This is a genomic window from Mesorhizobium sp. RSR380A (genome assembly GCF_054719385.1).
This window is the reverse complement of sequence record NZ_JBTTIB010000001.1, coordinates 3571623-3590771: the sequence shown is the minus strand read 5'-3', so window position 1 is coordinate 3590771 and position 19149 is coordinate 3571623. Positions and strand designations below refer to the sequence as shown.

General features: G+C 64.4%; 12 protein-coding genes and 1 pseudogene. 6 read left to right on the top strand and 7 right to left on the bottom strand.

Annotated features, from left to right (window positions below):
* Nucleotides 1-39: 39 nt before the first annotated feature.
* The 3 genes from ACYG9Z_RS17360 to ACYG9Z_RS17350 form a co-directional block, all read right to left on the bottom strand.
* A complete protein-coding gene (locus ACYG9Z_RS17360; protein WP_023712860.1) occupies nt 40-1113 on the bottom strand; it encodes a sensor domain-containing diguanylate cyclase in 1074 nt (357 codons plus the stop codon).
* Nucleotides 1114-1237: 124 nt separating this feature from the next.
* Nucleotides 1238-3517: an NADP-dependent malic enzyme gene (locus tag ACYG9Z_RS17355; protein WP_023685127.1), complete on the bottom strand. Its 2280-nt coding sequence runs from the start codon at nt 3515-3517 to the stop codon at nt 1238-1240.
* Between the two features lie 143 nt (nt 3518-3660).
* A complete protein-coding gene (locus tag ACYG9Z_RS17350) occupies nt 3661-4842 on the bottom strand; it encodes a glycosyltransferase family protein (RefSeq protein ID WP_032934763.1) in 1182 nt (393 codons plus the stop codon).
* Nucleotides 4843-5007: 165 nt separating this feature from the next.
* On the opposite strand from ACYG9Z_RS17350, the gene mutS reads away from it, so the two are divergent.
* The 3 genes and pseudogenes from mutS (at nt 5008) to ACYG9Z_RS17335 (ending at nt 8895) form a co-directional block, all read left to right on the top strand.
* Entirely contained in the window at nt 5008-7737 is a 2730-nt protein-coding gene (gene mutS, locus ACYG9Z_RS17345) for a DNA mismatch repair protein MutS (protein ID WP_023752996.1), read from the top strand.
* A gap of 73 nt (nt 7738-7810) precedes the next feature.
* Nucleotides 7811-8274, top strand: a pseudogene (locus ACYG9Z_RS17340) (nuclear transport factor 2 family protein).
* Between the two features lie 66 nt (nt 8275-8340).
* On the top strand, nt 8341-8895 hold the full coding sequence (locus ACYG9Z_RS17335) for a TetR/AcrR family transcriptional regulator (RefSeq protein ID WP_023752995.1): 555 nt from the start codon (nt 8341-8343) through the stop codon (nt 8893-8895).
* A 4-nt stretch (nt 8896-8899) separates the two neighbouring features.
* Here the strand turns inward: ACYG9Z_RS17335 and ACYG9Z_RS17330 are convergent, their stop codons facing one another.
* The 4 genes from ACYG9Z_RS17330 to ACYG9Z_RS17315 form a co-directional block, all read right to left on the bottom strand.
* Nucleotides 8900-9658: an MBL fold metallo-hydrolase gene (locus ACYG9Z_RS17330; RefSeq protein ID WP_023685132.1), complete on the bottom strand. Its 759-nt coding sequence runs from the start codon at nt 9656-9658 to the stop codon at nt 8900-8902.
* A 52-nt stretch (nt 9659-9710) separates the two neighbouring features.
* Nucleotides 9711-10556: an aldo/keto reductase gene (locus ACYG9Z_RS17325; protein ID WP_023703106.1), complete on the bottom strand. Its 846-nt coding sequence runs from the start codon at nt 10554-10556 to the stop codon at nt 9711-9713.
* Between the two features lie 92 nt (nt 10557-10648).
* Nucleotides 10649-11032 (bottom strand): CopM family metallochaperone, encoded by a 384-nt coding sequence (gene copM / locus ACYG9Z_RS17320; protein ID WP_023685134.1) that lies wholly within the window; start codon nt 11030-11032, stop codon nt 10649-10651.
* Nucleotides 11033-11075: 43 nt separating this feature from the next.
* Entirely contained in the window at nt 11076-13586 is a 2511-nt protein-coding gene (locus ACYG9Z_RS17315; protein ID WP_023752994.1) for a heavy metal translocating P-type ATPase, read from the bottom strand.
* Between the two features lie 176 nt (nt 13587-13762).
* Between ACYG9Z_RS17315 and ACYG9Z_RS17310 the strand changes: the two genes are divergently transcribed.
* The 3 genes from ACYG9Z_RS17310 to murJ all read left to right on the top strand — a co-directional run bounded on the left by ACYG9Z_RS17310 (nt 13763) and on the right by murJ (nt 19118).
* Entirely contained in the window at nt 13763-14605 is an 843-nt protein-coding gene (locus ACYG9Z_RS17310) for a glycosyltransferase family 25 protein (protein WP_023690024.1), read from the top strand.
* 33 nt (nt 14606-14638) lie between these two features.
* Nucleotides 14639-17434, top strand: coding sequence for a [protein-PII] uridylyltransferase (locus ACYG9Z_RS17305; RefSeq protein WP_023715570.1), 2796 nt, complete (start codon nt 14639-14641; stop codon nt 17432-17434).
* A 76-nt stretch (nt 17435-17510) separates the two neighbouring features.
* Nucleotides 17511-19118 (top strand): murein biosynthesis integral membrane protein MurJ, encoded by a 1608-nt coding sequence (murJ, locus tag ACYG9Z_RS17300; protein ID WP_023736190.1) that lies wholly within the window; start codon nt 17511-17513, stop codon nt 19116-19118.
* Nucleotides 19119-19149: the final 31 nt, after the last annotated feature.

Genomic DNA, 19149 nt, shown 5'->3' with positions numbered 1-19149 from the left:
ATGAGGGTGCCCGCCGGTTCAGGCTGTCCGGCGCTCCGCTCAGGCGGTGCGGCGAAGGCCGTCGGACGTAGGCCCGGGTTCCAAAGCCCCGGCGGTGACCAGCCGGTTGCGGCCGCTCTTTTTGCCGATGTACATCAGTCGGTCGGCGAGCGTTATCAGCGCCTCCGAATCGGACGCTTCCGCCGGGTAGATGGCGACGCCAACGGTGCAACCAACATGGATGGCACCATTCGGCGTCGGCACCTTGATCCGCAGCTTTTCCAGGATACGTTCGGCGACGCCCACGGCCTTCTGTCGGGCCCGGCTAGCCTCTCCTGAAAACAGGAATGCGAACTCGTCTCCACCGAGCCGCGCCACGAAATCAGCGCTGCGCAGGATGGTGCGAAGCTGACCCGCCACCTCCTGCAGCAGCGCGTCGCCGGCCTCGTGGCCGAGCGTGTCGTTGACCTTCTTGAACCTATCGAGGTCGATGAACAGCAGGCCGGCCGCCTGGCCGGTGCTGTCGCAGCGGTCGATCACCGACCTCAGCTCGTTGTGAAAGGCGCGCCGGTTGGGCAGGCCGGTCAATGCATCGTGGTTGGCCGAGTGGTCGCTGTGCTGCTTGGCCAGCTCGATCTCGCGCTTTTGTACGGAGAGTTCCTCATTGGCGGCCTTGAGTTCGAGCAGCAGCTCGGCGTTGAGATCCTCGACGACCTTGCGGTCGCTGATGTCGACGACGAAACCTTCCAGGAATTCCAGTTCGCCGGCCTCGTCCCAGACGCCGCCGCCGATCTCGCGGACCCAGAGCGGCTCGCCGACCTGCGGCACGATGCGGTAGTCGACGTTCCAGTTGCAGCGCGCCTCGAGCGCGGTATCGACGGCGGCATAGACGGCAGCGAGATCATCCGGGTGGATGGCCGAGACATAGTCGCGCACGGCATTTTGAATGAAGTCGCTCGGCCGATAACCGCTGACGGTGAAAATGCCGTCGCTGATGTAGAGCATGGTGTAGGACGCATCGTTGCGGCAACGGTAGAGATAACCGTCCATGCGGCCGGTGATGCTGAGCAGCGCGTCCAGCCGCTCGTCGTGGTAGACCCCGTGGCCGACCACAGATGCCGTGTCATGCTTCATGGCCGCACCCCCGTTTTGGCGGTCTGAGCGCGCCGCCAATGCCATAAGGCCATAGGGGGCGAGAACGTTCCCTATAGCAGCCGAATATTATCAATCTCTTATGGGTTGGCGATTTTGCCGCGAATCAGGCTCCCGCGCTATAGGCCGCGATCGCAGCCATGTTGACGATGTCCGAATCCTTGGCGTTGAGCGAGACGATCTGGACCGGTTTGTTCAAGCCGACCAGCAGCGGGCCGATGACGGTGGAGCCGCCGAGTTCCTGCAGCATCTTGGTCGAGATCGAGGCCGAGTGGAACGCCGGCATGATCAGCACATTGGCAGGGCCGGTCAGCCGGATGAACGGGTACTGGGCCATGGCGCGGGCGTTGAGCGCCACGTCGGCGGCCATCTCGCCGTCATATTCGAAATCGACGCGGCGCTTGTCGAGGATGCGCACCGCTTCCTGCACGCGCTCGGAACGTTCGCCCTGCGGGTGGCCGAAGGTCGAATAGGCAAGCATGGCGAGCCTCGGCTCGTAGCCCATGCGGCGGGCGAAGCCCGCGGCCTCCTCGGCGATATCGGCGATCTGCTCGGCATTGGGCATGTCGTGCACGGCGGTGTCGGCGACGAGGACTGTCTTGCCCCGCGCGAGCACGATGGAGACGCCGATGACGCGGTGGCCGGGCTTGGCGTCGATGACGCGGCGGATATCGTCGAGCGCCGTGGAATAGTTGCGGGTGACGCCGGTGACGATGCCGTCGGCATCGCCCAGCGCCACCATGCAGGCGGCGAAATGGTTGCGGTCGTTGTTGATCAGCCGCTGGCAGTCGCGGAACAGGAAGCCTTTGCGCTGCATGCGCTCGTAGAGATAATCGGTATAGATGCCGTTGCGGCGCGACAGCCTGGCATTGATGATCTCGATGCCTTGCTTGTTGAGGTCGATGCCGGCGTGCCTGGCGTTTTCCTTGATGACATCGTCGCGGCCGAGCAGGATCGCGGTGCCGAGCTTCTGGTTCACATAGGAGACGGCGGCGCGCATCACCTGTTCTTCCTCGCCCTCGGCAAAGACGATGCGCTTGGGCTGGCGGCGGACGCGGTCGTAGATGCGCTGCAAGGTCGAGGCGATCGGGTCGCGGCGGGCCGACAGTTCCTGCGCGTAGCGGTCGAGGTCGAGGATCGGCTTGCGGGCGACGCCTGACTCCATCGCCGCCTTGGCCACAGCGAGCGGGATGGCCGAGATCAGGCGCGGATCGAACGGCACCGGGATGATGTAGTTGGGGCCGAATTTCGGCCGGTTGCCCTGATAGGCGGCGGCGACATCATCGGGCACGTCCTTGCGCGCCAGGTCGGCCAGCGCTCTCGCTGCGGCGATCTTCATGTCGTCATTGATGGTGGTGGCCCTGACATCCAGCGCACCGCGGAAGATGTAGGGGAAGCCCAGCACATTGTTGACCTGGTTGGGGTAGTCCGAACGCCCGGTGGCCATGATGGCGTCGGTGCGGATTTCGGCCACTTCCTCCGGCGTGATCTCCGGGTCGGGATTGGCCATGGCGAAGATGATCGGGTTCTTGGCCATCGACTGCACCATCTTGGTGGTCAATGCGCCCTTGGCCGACAGGCCGAGGAAGACGTCGGCGCCGTCCAGCGCCTCGGCCAGGCTGCGCGTGTCGGTCTTGACCGCATGCGCCGACTTCCACTGGTTCATGCCTTCGGTGCGGCCCTGGTAGACGACGCCCTTGGTGTCGCACAGGATGATGTTCTCGGGGGCAAAGCCCATCGCCTTCATCAGTTCGATGCAGGCGATGCCGGCGGCGCCGGCGCCGTTGCAGACCATTTTCGTGGTCTTCATGTCGCGGCCGGTGATCTCCAGCGCGTTGATCAGCCCGGCGGCCGAGATGATGGCGGTGCCGTGCTGGTCGTCATGGAAGACCGGGATGTCCATCAATTCACGCAGGCGCTGCTCGATGATGAAGCATTCCGGCGCCTTGATGTCTTCCAGGTTGATGCCGCCGAAGGACGGGCCGAGAAAGCGCACGCAATTGATGAATTCGTCGGCATCCTCGGTGTCGACCTCGAGATCGATGGAATCGACATCGGCGAAGCGCTTGAACAGCACCGCCTTGCCTTCCATCACCGGCTTGGAGGCCAACGCGCCGAGATTGCCGAGGCCGAGAATGGCGGTGCCGTTGGAGATGACGGCGACCATGTTGCCGCGCGTCGTGTAGTCGAAGGCGCGGCTGGGGTCTTCGGCGATGGCCAGCACAGGAACCGCGACACCCGGCGAATAGGCGAGGCTCAGATCGCGCTGCGTCGCCATCGGCTTGGTGGCGACGATCTCCAGCTTGCCGGGGCGGCCCATGGCGTGGAATTCCAGCGCCTCCTCGGCGCTGACGGAGGGGCCGCTATTTTCGGTTTTCTTGGCCATGATGCTTTTGAATTCCTCGCCGGTGTCGCCCCCTTGAGACGGGTGCGTGTTTTTGAAACTTCCGAATTAAGGCTACACGCCACCGCTGTAAACCGCCAAGCGATCTTCACGCCCGCAGCGAAATCCCCCAAGGTCGAACGGCGTCACGTCGGCTCTGGCTCGCTGACGAAGGCAGCGATTTCGCGCACCGTTCCCCGACGCATCATGCCGTCTGTGCCGGGGAAAGGCCACGTCTCGATGGGTGGCGCACGGCTTCCCTTGCGCCGCAGCAATGCAGTCAGGAACGCCATGAGTTCGATGCGCTGGGCGTGAACCTTCTCCAGCGTGCGGCGGCGGATGTGCTGACGCGGTATGGCACGATCTCGCAGCGTCTCGACGGCGCGGCGAATGGCAGCCGGTTCCGGATCGGCGACGATGCAATAATCCGGATCGAAATAGACGTCGCGACCGCCAAGGCTCGGCGTACTGACGATCGGCAGGCCGGCCATCAGATATTCCATCGAGGAGTACATCGCTCCTTCCACGGCCGACAGGCACAGCCCGACGGCGGCCTGGTTGTAGACGTGGTTGACCTGTTGCGCCGTCAGCTTGCCCGGCCAGCCGTCGACGAGCGGATTGGCGATCTGGTGGAGCGGCGAACGCGCCTGCAGTCGCCGAACAAAGGCGCGGGCGGCAACCGGCGGCAATTCGCCGATCGAATAGGTGATGTGGGCCAGCCGCTCTATGTCGAAGGCCAGGTGATGGCGTTTGATCGGCGAGATGCGGCCATTGTAGACCGCGTCGAATTCGACCGGCACGTCCGGCAGTGGCCGGAATATATCCTCCGACACCATCAGATTGTGGTTGGAGAAGATGGCATTGCCGCCCGCAGCTGCGATGAGACGGCGCTCTTCCTCGGTGTTGCACAGGAAGATGATTTCGTGCAGCGGAAACCGGCCGGCATACCAGGCGAGATCGCGGCCCATCCGGGCGATGACAGCCGGCCGCTCCATGGTCCAGGTCTGCATCGTCAGGAAGGTGACGCGGCGCGCCGCCAGGCGCCGGCCGAGCGCTGCCAGCGGATAGAGCGGCCGCGACCCGCCAATCGGGACATAGAGCACCAGCGGGTCGCGGCTGAGCACATGCAGCGACATGTCGATGCCGCCATCGACATCGGACAGCGGCCCGCGTGTCGGCAGGAGGAAGGGGACGCGCTTGCGCAGTGTCCCCCTGAGCTTGCCTTTGGTGCGGTGGACGCGCCGCGCCGCCAACAGCAGCAGGCGCTCAAGCGCCGATCCAGCCGGACCGACCAGCTCTTCGAACGCCTCCTGTTTGTCCTGATCCATGCCGCTTATCCCCGCCATGGCGATCATAGGGTCTGGTTGGCGCCCGAAGCAACCAACGGCTTCACCCGGCGTAGAGGGAGCACAAGCCGCCGTCGAGGCCGGTCGTCCCCTGCTTTTCGGGCCGCCGGCATTAAACCCCGCACCCACATCTGCTAGCGTGCGGGCATGAACATGCACACTTCAGCAGAAACCGACGCCCCCGAGGTGACACCGCCTGCGCCCGTCGGCAGCGTCACGCCGATGATGGAGCAATATATCGAGATCAAGGCGGCGAACCCGGATTCTCTGCTGTTCTACCGCATGGGCGATTTTTACGAGCTGTTCTTCGACGACGCCGAAAAGGCGAGCAAGGCGCTGGGCATCGTCCTGACCAAGCGCGGCAAGCACCAGGGTAACGACATTCCGATGTGCGGCGTGCCGGTGCATGCGGCCGACGACTATCTGCAAAAGCTGATCGGCCAAGGTTTTCGCGTTGCCGTCTGCGAGCAGATCGAGGACCCGGCGGAAGCCAGGAAGCGCGGCGGCAAATCGGTCGTACGCCGTGACGTGGTGCGCCTGGTGACGCCAGGCACCATCACCGAGGATAAATTGCTGGCGCCGTCGGAATCGAGCTTCCTGATGGCGCTAGGGCGGGTGAAGGGCGGCAACAGCGGTGACGCCTTCGCCCTGGCCTGGATCGAGATCTCGACCGGCGTCTTCCGCGTCGCCGAAACCACGACCGACCGCCTGCTGGCCGATGTCTTCCGCGTCGACCCGCGCGAGCTGATCGTCGCCGAGCCGGTGTTTTACGATCCCGAGTTGAAGCCGGTGTTCGACGTCATTGGCCGCGTTGCCAGCCCGCAGCCGCCGTCGCTTTTCGATTCGGCTTCGGCAGCGGGGCGGATCGCGCGTTTCTTCGAAGTGGCGACGCCGGACAGTTTCGGCGCCTTCTCGCGCGCCGAATTGTCGGCGATCTCGGGCGCCATCGCCTATGTCGAAAAGACGCAGAAGGCCGAGCGGCCGCCTTTGTCGCGTCCCGAACGCGAGGAGCAGGGCTCGACGCTGTTCATCGATCCTGCGACACGCGGCAATCTGGAACTGTTGCGCACGCTGTCGGGCAGCCGCGACGGCTCGCTGTTCAAGGCTATAGACCGCACGGTCACCGGCGGCGGCGCCAGGCTGCTCGCCGACCGGCTGATGGCGCCGCTGACTGACCCGGCGGCGATCGGCGCCAGGCTCGATTCTGTGTCGTTCTTCCGTGCGGAGACGCAGCTTTGCCAGGCGGTGCGGTCAGGCCTGAAGAGCGTCGCCGACATGCCGCGGGCGCTGTCGCGGCTGGCGCTCAACCGCGGCGGCCCGCGCGATCTCGGCGCGCTGCGTGCCGGCTTCGAAGCGGCGGCCACCATTGCCGAACTGTTCGGAACGGCCGTCCTGCCCGCGGAGCTGACAGCGGCACTTGCCGCGATAAAGGCGCTGCCGCGCGCGCTGGCCGGGCATCTGACCCAGGCTCTTGGCGAGGAACTGCCGCTGCTGAGGCGCGACGGCGGCTTCGTGCGCGGCGGCTACCATGCCGAGCTCGACGAGATGCGGGCGCTGCGCGATGAGTCTCGCAAGGTGATCGCCGGGCTGGAGCGCTCGCTGATCGAGGAGACTGGCATCCGCTCGCTGAAGATCCGCCACAACAATGTGCTGGGCTATTACATCGAGGTGACCGCCAACCATCATTCGATCATGACCGGCAGCGATGGCGCCAAGGCACGCTTCATCCACCGCCAGACCATGGCCAATGCCATGCGTTTCACCACGACGGAACTTGCCGAACTCGAGACCAAAATCGCCAATGCCGCTGACCGGGCGCTGAGCATCGAGCTTGCCGCTTTCGATACGCTGACGGCTGAGGCGGTCGGCGAGGCGCAGAAGATCCGCGCCGGCGCCGATGCGCTCGCCGTACTCGACGTGTCGGCGGCGCTCGCGCTGTTGTCGGAGAGCGAAGCCTGGTGCCGGCCGCTGGTCGATTCCAGCCTCGCCTTCGACATCTCGGGCGGACGCCATCCGGTGGTCGAACAGGCGCTTCGCCGTTCGGGCGAAGGGCCGTTCGTCGCCAATGATTGCGATCTGTCGCCGCAAGACGGTGCCAAGGCCGGCGCCATCTGGCTGCTCACCGGTCCGAATATGGGCGGTAAGTCGACCTTCCTGCGGCAAAACGCACTGATCGCCATCCTTGCCCAGACCGGCTCCTTCGTGCCGGCGACATCGGCCCATATCGGCGTCGTCGACAGGCTGTTCTCGCGCGTCGGCGCCTCGGACGATCTGGCGCGTGGCCGCTCCACCTTTATGGTCGAGATGGTAGAGACGGCCGCGATCCTCAACCAGGCCGGTGAGCGGGCGCTGGTGATCCTCGACGAAATCGGCCGCGGCACCGCCACCTTCGATGGCCTGTCGATCGCCTGGGCGGCGGTCGAGTATCTGCACGAGAAGAACCGCTGCCGGGCGATCTTCGCCACTCATTTCCACGAAATGACGGCACTCTCCGGCAAGCTGCCGCGACTGCACAATGTCACGATGCGGGTCAAGGAGTGGGAAGGCGACGTCGTCTTCCTGCACGAGGTCGGCAAGGGTGCCGCCGATCGCTCCTATGGCGTTCAGGTCGCTCGCCTTGCCGGTCTGCCGGAAGCGGTGGTCGGCCGCGCCAAAGAGGTGCTGCATCAGCTCGAGGAAGGCGATGTCTCCGGCAAGGCCAACCGACTGGTCGACGATCTGCCGCTGTTTTCGGTGGCAATGAAGCGGGAAGCGGCAAAGCCTGCGGAGAGCGACGCATTGGGCGCAGCGCTGGGTGAGATCAATCCAGACGAGATGACGCCGCGCGAGGCGCTGGAAGCGCTCTACCGGCTGAAGGGGCTGGCGGGGAAAACCTAGCCCGATTTCGGCCTTGACCAATTGTACCGATTGGTACAATGCTCGCCATCGCCTTTGCCTATGGGAGAATGACATGAGCCGTCCGCCGCTGCCGCCCTTCACCGCCGAGACCGCCGCGCAGAAGGCTCGGCTTGCCGAAGACGCCTGGAACAGCCGCGATCCCGAACGGGTTTCGCTCGCCTATACGCAGGACAGCACCTGGCGCAACCGCGCCGAGTTCGTCTCGGGCAGAAATGAGATCGTCTCCTTCCTCACGCGCAAATGGGCTCGCGAGCTCGACTATCGCCTGATCAAGGAGGTCTGGACCTGGAACGACAACCGCATCGCGGTGCGCTTTGCCTATGAATGGCGCGACGACAGTGGCCACTGGTTCCGCTCCTACGGCAATGAGAATTGGGAATTCGACGCGGCCGGGCTGATGCGTAGGCGCGTCGCCAGCATCAACGACCTGCCGATCGCCGAGGGTGAGCGCAAATATCACTGGCCGCTCGGCCGCCGACGGACGACCATCCCGGCCTGTCCGAACTCGGATTTTAGAATATGATCCCTAGAGCTGTGTCGCGGTTTTCGGCAAAGATCATGCTCAAGCGGAAAAACTAGCGCATGCGCAGGATCGCGTCCGATCGCGCCGATTTGCTCTCCATCATCGGCGAGGTTTTCCGCGAACACGGCTATGAAGGGGCGAGCCTGGCGCGGATCGGTGCGGCGACCGGCCTAGGCAAAGGCAGCCTTTACCACTTCTTCCCCGGCGGCAAGGAAGAGATGGCGGCGGCTGTCATTGCCCATATAGATGGCTGGTTCGAGGAGAATGTCTTCGTGCCGTTGCAGGACAGGGCCTACCCTCGCACGGGTATCGATCGGATGTTCGAAGCGACCGACAGCTATTTCCGCTCGGGACGCCGGGTGTGCCTGATCGGCGCCTTCGCGCTGGACGAATCCCGCGACCTCTTCGCCATTGCGATCAAAAGCTATTTCGGCCGCTGGGTGGCGCATCTTGCCGAAGCGCTGACCCGAAGCGGGCACAGCGCTGCCAGGGCGGACGAACTCGCCGAAGAAACGGTCGGCGCCATCCAGGGCGCGCTCACGCTGGCGCGCGCCTTCGACGACACCGCAGTGTTTTCGCGCGCGTTGCGAGGGGCGCGGGCGGCGCTCGGCTAGAGTGCTACAAGGGCTCGAAGCGGAAAGCCGTCTCGGTTCGAAAAACCCGGCCGACGCCGGGCGAATCAAGATGCGCGCCGGCGACGTAGCAGTCGTTGTTGGCCGCAAGCGCCAGCATTTGCAACCGGCTTGCCCTCGCCTGCTGCTGGTCTGCGTCGAATTCCCACGTGATCTCGGGTCGAGCGAATTGAAGCGACGGCACATGTACGATGTCGCCCCAGATCAACAGTGTTTCGCCTGCGCTCACAACGCGAAAGCAAGTGTGGCCGGCTTCATGGCCAGCGGAGCCGATCGTATCGATGTCAGCGCTGACGCGCTGTCCAGCATCGAGAGGCTGGGCGCGATCGTGGAAGCATTCCAGCCTCGCCACGTCGCGAAACATGCCGAGCTCAGCGCGCGGGACAAGCAGGCGAGAGAGCTGCGGGAAGCCGTCGCCACCATCGGCAAGGATGAGCCCGTGTATATGGTCGAGATGGGTGTGGGTGAAAGCAACAGTCCGAATCCGGTCGGTGGCGATCTTCGCCTCGCGCAGCGCCTCGGGCAGGTGCCCCATTGTCGGGTGCCAGGCGTTCGAAGCCCCTGTGTCGATCAGCGTGATGTCGTCGCCGTCATCGATGGCGAAGGCGTTGACCGACAGCCTGAGCGCACCGTCGACGAGCGGTACATGCGAGGGCAGGTTGTCACCGAATGTCCGGTCTCCGGGCTGGCGCAGCCGCCTGATTGGCATGTCGACGTAACCGTCGCGCAGCGACGTGACCGTCATGGCTCCGACTCTATACGCCGTATGATGATACCCGGTCGAAACCCGTTCCAATCTAGATCATCTCCAGCCCGCGCTTGCGCGTCGGCGGTGGAAAGGCGCGGTCGAGTTCGGCGAGGTCTTCGGCCGTCAGCCTGATATCGTGCGCGGCGACATTCTGGCGGACGTGCTCCTGGCTGCTGGCCTTCGGGATGGCGATGACACCGGGCTGCGCCATCACCCAGGCAAGCGCGATCTGTGCTGCCGTGGCGTTGTGGCGGGCGGCGATGGTTTCCAGCCTAGAATTGCGCGCCAGCGCGCCCTGCTCGACCGGCGAATAGGCCATCAGCGGGATGCCGCGCTGCCGGCTCCACGGTACGAGATCGAATTCGGGGCCGCGCCGCGACAGATTGTAGAGTACCTGGTTGGTCTGGACATGATCGCCAGACGACAGACCGGTCAGTTCCTCCATTTCGTCGGTGTCGAAATTGCTGACGCCCCAGTGACGGATCTTGCCGGCCTTCTTCAACGCCTCGAAAGCGTCGACCGTTTCGCCTAGAGGCACACTGCCCGGCCAATGTAGGAGATAGAGATCGATGCGGTCGGTGCGCAGGCGCTTCAAGCTGTTTTCGCAGGCCCGCGCCACGCCGGTGCGCGAGGCATTGGACGGCAATACCTTGGAGACAAGAAAGAGTTCGTCGCGGCGCCCGGCAATGGCTTCCGCCACCACCTCCTCGGCGCCGCCGCTGGCATACATTTCAGCGGTGTCGATCAACGTCATGCCGAGGTCCAGCCCGAGCTTCAGGGCATTGACCTCCCCGGCGCGGCGGCGGGAATCCTCGCCCATCTTCCATGTGCCCTGTCCCAGCACCTGGACGGCCTCGCCCGAAGGCAGCGTGGTGGCTCTTATCGTCGATGGCATGTGGGCTCCTGGCGCCGTGTAATCGATGTGAATGGCATCACAACCACGGAGAGAAATCCAGAATGGATCTCTCCGGCATGGCCGTTGCTGCCTTACTTCGCCGGATGGGCGGCGAGCCAGGCCTGCATCTTAGCGATCTCGGCTTCCTGCGCGGCGATGACATCTTCGGCCAGCTTGCGGATTTCGGGATCCTTGCCATTGGCGAGTTCCACCTTGGCCATGTCGATCGCGCCCCGATGATGCGGGATCATGCCGCGCACGAAATCGACATCGGCATTGCCGGAATATTCGATCATCATGTCGGTGTGCATCTTGTCCATCGCCGCCTTGTAGCCGTCGGTCGAAGGACCTTGCGCGCCCATCGCGCCCATGTCGTGTTTCATCTCTTCGGATTGCGCCGGGACGCTTTCGAGGAAAACGGCAAGCAGCATTCCCGCCGCCATCATCAAAAGCACGATTTTCTTAGCCAAGGTCATCCATGATCTCCTGTTGATTGAAATTCGTATCTGGGGGCTTTGCTCAGAGTTTCAACGTCCGCAGCCGCAATGCGTTGGCGATCACCGAAACCGAAGACAGGCTCATGGCCGCCGCCGCCAGCATCGGCGACAAAAGCGTGCCGGTGAGCGGATATAGCACGCCGGCAGCAACCGGCACGCCAAGCACATTGTAGAGGAAGGCGAAAAACAGATTCTGGCGGATGTTGCGGATCGTCCCCTGCGCGAGCGTTCGCGCCCTGACGATGCCGTTGAGATCGCCCTTGACCAGCGTAATGCCGGCGCTCTCGACAGCGACATCGGCGCCGGTGCCCATGGCGATGCCGACATCGGCGCTGGCCAGGGCCGGCGCATCGTTGACGCCGTCGCCGGCCATGGCGATTCCGGCTTTCGCACGCAACTCCTCGACAAGGGCTGCCTTTTGTTCCGGCAGCAGGCCGGCGCGCACCTCGTCGATACCAAGGCTTTTGGCGATGGCGCGCGCCGTGCGCTCGTTGTCGCCGGTCGCCATGATGATCCGCAAGCCTCTGTCGTGCAGCGCCCTGATCGCCTCGGCTGTCGTTGCCTTGACCGGATCGGCGACCGCGACAATGCCGGCCAGTTTTTTGTCCACCGCAACGAACATCGCCGTCTTGCCTTCTGCCTGCAGCGCCTCGGCCCTGGCCGACAGGGAAGCGGTGTCGATGCCGACATCGGCCATCATGGCGGCGTTGCCGAGCGAAACCTTCCTGCCAGACACCGTGCCGGATACGCCCTTGCCGGTGACGGCGTCGAAGCCGCCGGCCTCAACGAGCGTCAGGCCGCGTTCGCCGGCGCCGCCGACAATGGCCTCGGCCAGCGGATGCTCCGAGCCTTTTTCCAGGCCGGCGGCGAGCGCCAGCAATTCATTCTCAGACAGGCCTTCGGCAGCGACGACATCGGTCAAGCGAGGCTTGCCTTCGGTCAAGGTGCCGGTCTTGTCGACGATCAACGTGTCGACCGAAGCGAAGCGCTCGAGCGCGGCCGCGTCCTTGATCAGCACGCCCGCGTGCGCCCCGCGCCCGGTGGCGGTCATGATCGACATCGGCGTCGCCAGGCCGAGCGCGCAGGGGCAGGCGATGATCAGCACCGAGACCGCCGAGACGATGGCAAAGATCAAGCTGGGTTCGGGACCGAAGATCGCCCAGGCGGCAAAGGCCGCGAGCGCCACCAGCACGACGGCCGGCACGAAGTAGAAGGAGACGCGATCGGCCAGACCTTGAATCGGCGCGCGCGAACGCTGCGCCTTTGCGACCAGCTCGACGATGCGCGAAAGCGTCGTTTCGGAGCCGACCTTTTCGGCGCGCATGATCAGCGAACCGTTCTTGTTGAGCGTGCCGCCGGTCAAGGCATCGCCTTTCGTTTTTTCGACCGGCAGCGGCTCGCCCGAGATCATCGATTCGTCGATGGAGGAACGGCCTTCCGTTACAGTGCCGTCGACCGGCACGGCGTCGCCCGGACGGAGGCGTAGGTGGTCGCCGGCCTTGACCGCAACGAGCGGCACGTCGGTGTCGGAGCCGTCCTCCCCGATCAGCCGTGCCGTCTTCGGCGCCAGGTCGAGCAGCGCACGGATGGCCGAGCCGGTCTTTTCGCGCGCCCGCAATTCGAGCACCTGACCGAGGAATACCAGCGCGACGATGACGGCGGCTGCCTCGAAATAGACCGGCACTGTGCCGCCATGACCGCGGAACTGGTGTGGAAAAATGTCCGGGAACAGAGTGGCCGCCACGCTGTAGAGATAGGCAGCGCCGACACCGAGCGAAATCAGCGTCCACATATTGGGGCTGCGGTTGACCAGCGACTCCCAGCCTCGGTGGAAGAACGGGAAGGCCGCCCACAGCACGACGGGGCTGGCCAGCGCCAATTCCAGCCAGACCATCGTTCGCCCGTCGACAAACGCCTGGAACGTCAGGCCGAGCATCGGCGCCATGGCAACGATCAGCAGCGGCAGGGACAGCACCGCGCTGACCCAGAACCGTCTGGTGAAGTCTACCAGTTCGGGGTTCGGGCCCTCATCGCCAGTGGGAACGCCCATCGGCTCAAGCGCCATGCCGCAGATCGGGCAGGAGCCGGGCTTGTCTCTTATCACTTCGGGATGCATCGGGCAGGTGTATTGCGTGCCTTTCCGCACTGGCGACGGCGTCGGCCTGTCACCGAGATAGTTTTGCGGCTCGGCCTCGAACTTCGCCCGGCAGCCGGCCGAGCAGAAATAGAAACCCTGGCCTTCGTGGCGGAAAAAATGCCTGGCGGTAGCGCGGTCGACACTCATGCCACAGACGGGGTCGGTGGCGGTCAGGTATTTTTCGGGCCCGGCGACGAATTTCGTACGGCAACCCTCGCTGCAGAAGTGAAAGAGACGGCCGCCATGCTCGGCCGTCGGCTTACCGGCTGCCGGATCGACGCTCATGCCGCAGACCGGATCGCGCACCACTGCTTCGGCGGCCGGCTCAGCAGCCTTTGCCGTACAGCAGTTGCCATCGGCCGCGTGCGCGTGGTGGTGATGCTCGGAATGCGCCATCGAAAAGTGCCTTATATCTGTCTGGGTGAGGAGGTAGTGCTTCCAGTAACTGGAAGGTCAAGGGGCGATTTCCACTTTTCGATCGTGGCCGTCATCGCGCACATCGAGGGAAAATCGCTTACGCAACTTTGTTCCCATGCTATGGACGCGCGTCCCACTGCATCGATCCCACCCAAATGAAATGCCTGATTATCAATCTCGATCGGTCCCGCGATCGCCTCGCCCATGTAACGGCGGAGTTCGCGCGCATCGGCATCGCCTTCGAGCGGGTCGCCGCCATCGATGCGCGAGATCGGCCGGATCTGGCCGAAATGCCGCAGGGCAAGAAGCATTTGCGCCTGGCCGACGCCGAGATTGCCTGCCTGCTCAGCCACCAACAGTGTTGGTCGACGATCGCTGCAGGTGAGGATGCTTACGCGGCGATTTTCGAGGACGATGTCGTTTTCCCGGACAAAGCCGGCGCTTTGCTTGCCGATGCGGGCTGGATTCCCGCCGATGCGGACATCGTCAAGTTGGAAACGTTCTTCAACCGGACCGTAATTTCACGCAAGCAAGTTGCCTGCGGCCACGGTTTTTCTGCGAGCAGACTGCACGGGCTCCATATCGGTACGGCGGGATACATCCTGTCCAGACAGGCCGCGCGGGACCTTCTTGCCGCAACGAATGAGATCAGCATTCCCGTCGATCACCTCATCTTCAATCCGCGTTTTGCTACCTCGTCCGACAAGGTCATTTACCAACTCGTCCCAGCATTGTGCCTGCAGGCACAATTCCTCGGCGACAGTCCGGTGAGATTGCCAAGCCTGCTCAAGCAGGAGCGAACAGAGGAATGGGTGGCAAGCGGGATAGGTAAACGGCGCCCCAGGCCAATCACCGCCAAGGTAAGGATCGAGACCAGGCGGTTGACGCGGCAGATCGCCGATCTCTTCCGGCTCCGGCGCGAGATGATCATCCCTTTCTGGTATCGCGGCCGACGCGTCCGTCCGCCCCATACACAGCGCCGTGAAAACGCGCTATAGACGCCGCGCAAAGGCGAGGCCCACCGGCAATCCATGGCAAAAATCTCCCTCAAGCTCGACGCGCTGATCGACAGCGAGGCTTTGCGCCGCGACATGACGGCGCTGATCTCGGCGGCCAGCGGCATCGAGCCCGGCGCGCGCGTCGGTGCGCTCCGGCTGCTGAAGGATCGGCTGACCGAGGGCCGCAAGGTTGCCGAGCGCATGCTGATGGACGATGGCAGCGGCACGGCCTGCGCCGCCCGGCTGTCGCATCTGATGGACGAGATCATCCGCGCCCTCTACGAGTTCGCCGCGACCCACGTCTACCGGGTGAAAAGCCCCTCGACCGCAGAGCGCATGGCGGTCGTCGCCGTCGGCGGCTATGGCCGCGGCACGCTGGCGCCGGGCTCCGACATCGACCTGTTGTTCCTGCTGCCCTACAAGCAGACGCCGTGGGGCGAACAGATCGTCGAATATATGCTCTATATGCTGTGGGACCTCGGGTTGAAGGTTGGCCACGCCACCCGCAACATCGACGAGTGTCTCAGGCTGTCGCGCAGCGATATCACCATCCGCACCACGATCCTGGAAGCGCGGTTCCTGTGGGGCGAACAGAAGCTCTTCGACGAATTGCTCGCTCGCTTCGACCATGAAGTGGTGCGCACCACCGGACCGGAATATGTGCAGGCCAAGCTCGCCGAACGCGACGATCGCCATGCCAAGGCCGGCGAAAGCCGCTATCTGGTCGAGCCCAACGTCAAGGACGGCAAGGGCGGCCTGCGCGATTTGCAGACGCTGTTCTGGATCGCCAAATACTTCTATCGCGTGCGCACCGGCGAGGAATTGGTCGAGAAAGGTGTCTTCACCGAGGCCGAGTACCGCGAATTCCAGAAGGCCGAAGACTTCCTGTGGGCGGTGCGCTGCCACATGCATTTCCTCACCGGCAAGCCAGAGGAACGGCTGCATTTCGATATCCAGCGCGAGATCGCCGAACGGCTGGGCTACACCACCCATCCCGGTCTGTCGGCGGTCGAGCGCTTCATGAAGCATTACTTCCTCGTCGCCAAGGATGTCGGCGACCTCACCCGCATCTTCTGCGCCGCGCTCGAGGAAGAGCAGGCCAAGCATGTGCCCGGCTTCAACCGCATCTTCCTCACCTTCCAGCGCCGCAAGCGCAAGCTGGCAGGCACGTCGGACTTCATTGTCGACAATCACCGCATCAACGTCGCCGACGACAGCGTGTTCGAGCGCGACCCGGTCAATCTGCTCAGGCTGTTCTGGTTCGCCGACAAGCACGGGCTGGAGTTCCATCCCGATGCGCTGAAGCTGCTCACCCGCTCGCTCGGTCTGGTCAACAAGTCGCTGCGGCGCGACGAGGAGGCCAACCGGCTGTTCCTCGACATCCTGACCTCGGACCGCAATGCCGAGCTTAATTTGCGGCGCATGAACGAGGCCGGCCTGCTCGGCAGGCTGATCCCCGATTTCGGCAGAATAGTCGCCATGATGCAGTTCTCGATGTACCACCACTATACGGTGGACGAGCACCTGATCCGCTGCATCGGCGTCTTGGCCGAGATCGAGCGCGGCGACGGCGAAAAGGTGCATCCGCTCTCGCACACGCTGATGCCGGGGCTAGAGAAGAGCCGCGAGGCGCTCTATGTCGCGGTGCTGCTGCACGACATCGCCAAGGGCCGGCCGGAGGATCACTCAGAGGCCGGCGCCCGGATCGCGCGCCGCATCTGCCCGCATATGGGGCTGTCGGCGGCCGACACCGAGACAGTCGCCTGGCTGGTCGAGAACCATCTGGTGATGTCGATGACGGCGCAGACGCGCGACCTCAACGACCGCAAGACGATCGAGGATTTCGCCTCGATCGTGCAATCGGTTGAGCGGCTAAAAATGCTGTTGATCCTGACCGTCTGCGACATCAGGGGTGTCGGGCCGGGCGTGTGGAACGGCTGGAAGGGCCAGCTCCTGCGCACGCTCTACTACGAGACCGAACTGCTTTTGACCGGCGGCTTCTCGGAAGTGTCGCGCGCCAAGCGGACGGCGGCGGCGCGCGAGCGGCTGGCCGAGGCGCTGGCCGATTGGCCGGACAAGGCCCGCAAGCGCTATGTCGGCCTGCATTACGAGAACTATCTGCTGACGGTCGACCTCCCCGATCAGCTGCGCCATGCCGAATTCATTCGCGAAGCCGACGCGGCAGGCAAGAAGCTCGCCACCGTGGTCAGGACTCACCAATTCGAGGCGGTGACCGAGATCACCGTGCTGGCGCAGGACCATCCGCGCCTGCTTTCGGTTATTGCCGGCGCCTGTGCCGGCGCCGGCGGCAACATCGTCGACGCGCAGATCTTCACCACGTCCGACGGCCGCGCGCTGGACATCATCCTGATCTCACGGGAATTCGACCGCGATGAGGATGAGCGCCGTCGCGCCGAGCGCGTCGGCCGGCTGATCGAGGACGTGCTGTCGGGCAAGAGCTGGCTGCCGGAGATGATCGAGAAGCGCACCCGGCCGCGGCGCGGCGCCAAGGTGTTCAAGATTCCGCCGCGCGCCGAAATCCGCAACACGCTGTCGAACCGGTTTTCGGTGATCGAGGTCGAGGGACTGGACCGGCCTGGGCTGTTGTCGGAAATCACCAGTGCGTTGTCCGATCTCTCGCTCGACATCGCCTCGGCTCACATCACCACCTTCGGCGAGAAGGTGATCGACACTTTCTATGTCACCGACCTTACGGGGCAGAAGATCGACAACCCGGCACGCACCGCCACCATCCACGCCAGGCTGATCGCGGCGCTTGAAGGCGTTGTCCCAGAGCGCGGCGGCAAGGCCAAGGCGGCGGCCGAGTGACCATCACTTTGTCCCAATCACCCCCTTTGTCCCAATCATCCCCTTTGTCCCAACCATCCAGGCAATCTCCCCGCGCATGAGCCTCGTCAAGAAATTCGCCACGGTTGCGTCCGGCACGCTGATGAGCCGCGCCCTTGGCTTTGGCCGCGAGATGCTGATGGCTGCCGCACTCGGCACCGGGCCGGTGGCGGACGCCTTCAACGCCGCCTTCCAGTTTCCAAACACGTTTCGCCGGCTGTTTGCCGAAGGCGCTTTCAACGCCGCCTTCGTGCCGCTGTTTGCCAAGGAGATCGAGACCCACGGCACCGACGGCGCCAAGCGCTTTTCGGAGGAAGTGTTCGGCGTCCTGTTCACCGCACTTCTGGCGCTGACCATCGTCATGGAATTGGCGATGCCGCTGATCGTGCGCTATCTCGTGGCGCCGGGCTTTGCCGACACGCCGGGCAAATTCGAGACGACCGTCCTGCTGGCGACGATCATGTTCCCGTATCTCATCTGCATGTCGCTCGCAGCGATGATGGCCGGCATGCTGAATTCGCTGCGCCGCTATTTCGCGGCTGCCGTGGCGCCGGCTTTCCTCAACATCATCCTGATCAGCGTGCTCGGCTACGCCTGGTACCACGGCATGGATGCCCGTGAGGTCGGTTTCAGCCTGTCCTGGGGCGTGCTGGCGGCGGGGCTGGTGCAGCTTGCCATCGTCTGGGTGGCGGTGCGCAATGCCGGCATCGCCATCGGCTTTCGCCGGCCGAAGATGACGCCCAACGTCAAGCGCCTGCTGATCCTGGCGCTGCCGGCGGCGATCACCGGCGGCATCACCCAGATCAACCAGCTGATCGGCACGGCGATCGCGTCGGCGCAGGACAGCGCCGTGTCCTCGCTTGCTTACGCCGACCGCATCTACCAGCTGCCGCTCGGCGTCGTCGGCGTCGCGGTGGCCATCGTGCTGTTGCCGGAGCTGTCGCGGGCGCTGAAATCGGGCAATCTGGTCGAGGCGGCCAATCTGCAGAACCGCTCGGTCGAGTTCACCCTGTTCATGACCTTGCCGGCGGCGGCGGCACTGTGGGTGATGGCGGAGCCGATCGTGCGGCTGGTCTATGAGCGCGGCGCCTTCGCCGCCAACGGCTCGACGCCGACAGTGGCCGCAATCCTGGCGATCTTTGGCCTCGGCCTGCCGGCCTTCGTGCTGATCAAGGCCTTCACTCCCGGCTATTTCGCCCGCGAGGATACGCGCACGCCGATGATGTTCGCCGCCATTTCGGTCGGCGTGAACGTGATCACGGCACTGACGCTGTTCCCGAGCATGGGCGCGCCCGGCATTGCGGTGGCCTCGGCCGTGGCCGGCTGGGTCAACGCTGTGATGCTGCTTGCCGTGCTGATCCGACGCGGCCATTGGGGCCGCGACGCGCCGCTGCTGAAGCGCATTCCGCGCCTGGTGCTGTCGGCTGCGGTGATGGCGGTGGCGCTCTATTTCGCCGAGCACTGGCTGGCCGTCAGGCTCGGCCCCGGCTCGCCACTGGTGATCAAGGCCGTGACGCTTCTCTCATTGGTGGCCGGCGGGGCGCTGCTCTACTTCGTCACGGCTTTCGCCACCGGCGGCGCCGATTTCGGAATGATCCGGCGCAATGTGAAACGCGGCTCGGGCAAGGCAGCGGCGCCAGCGCCAAACGCCGATCTGGACGAATAGTCCGGGCGAGCTAACAGCAACACCGGTCTTG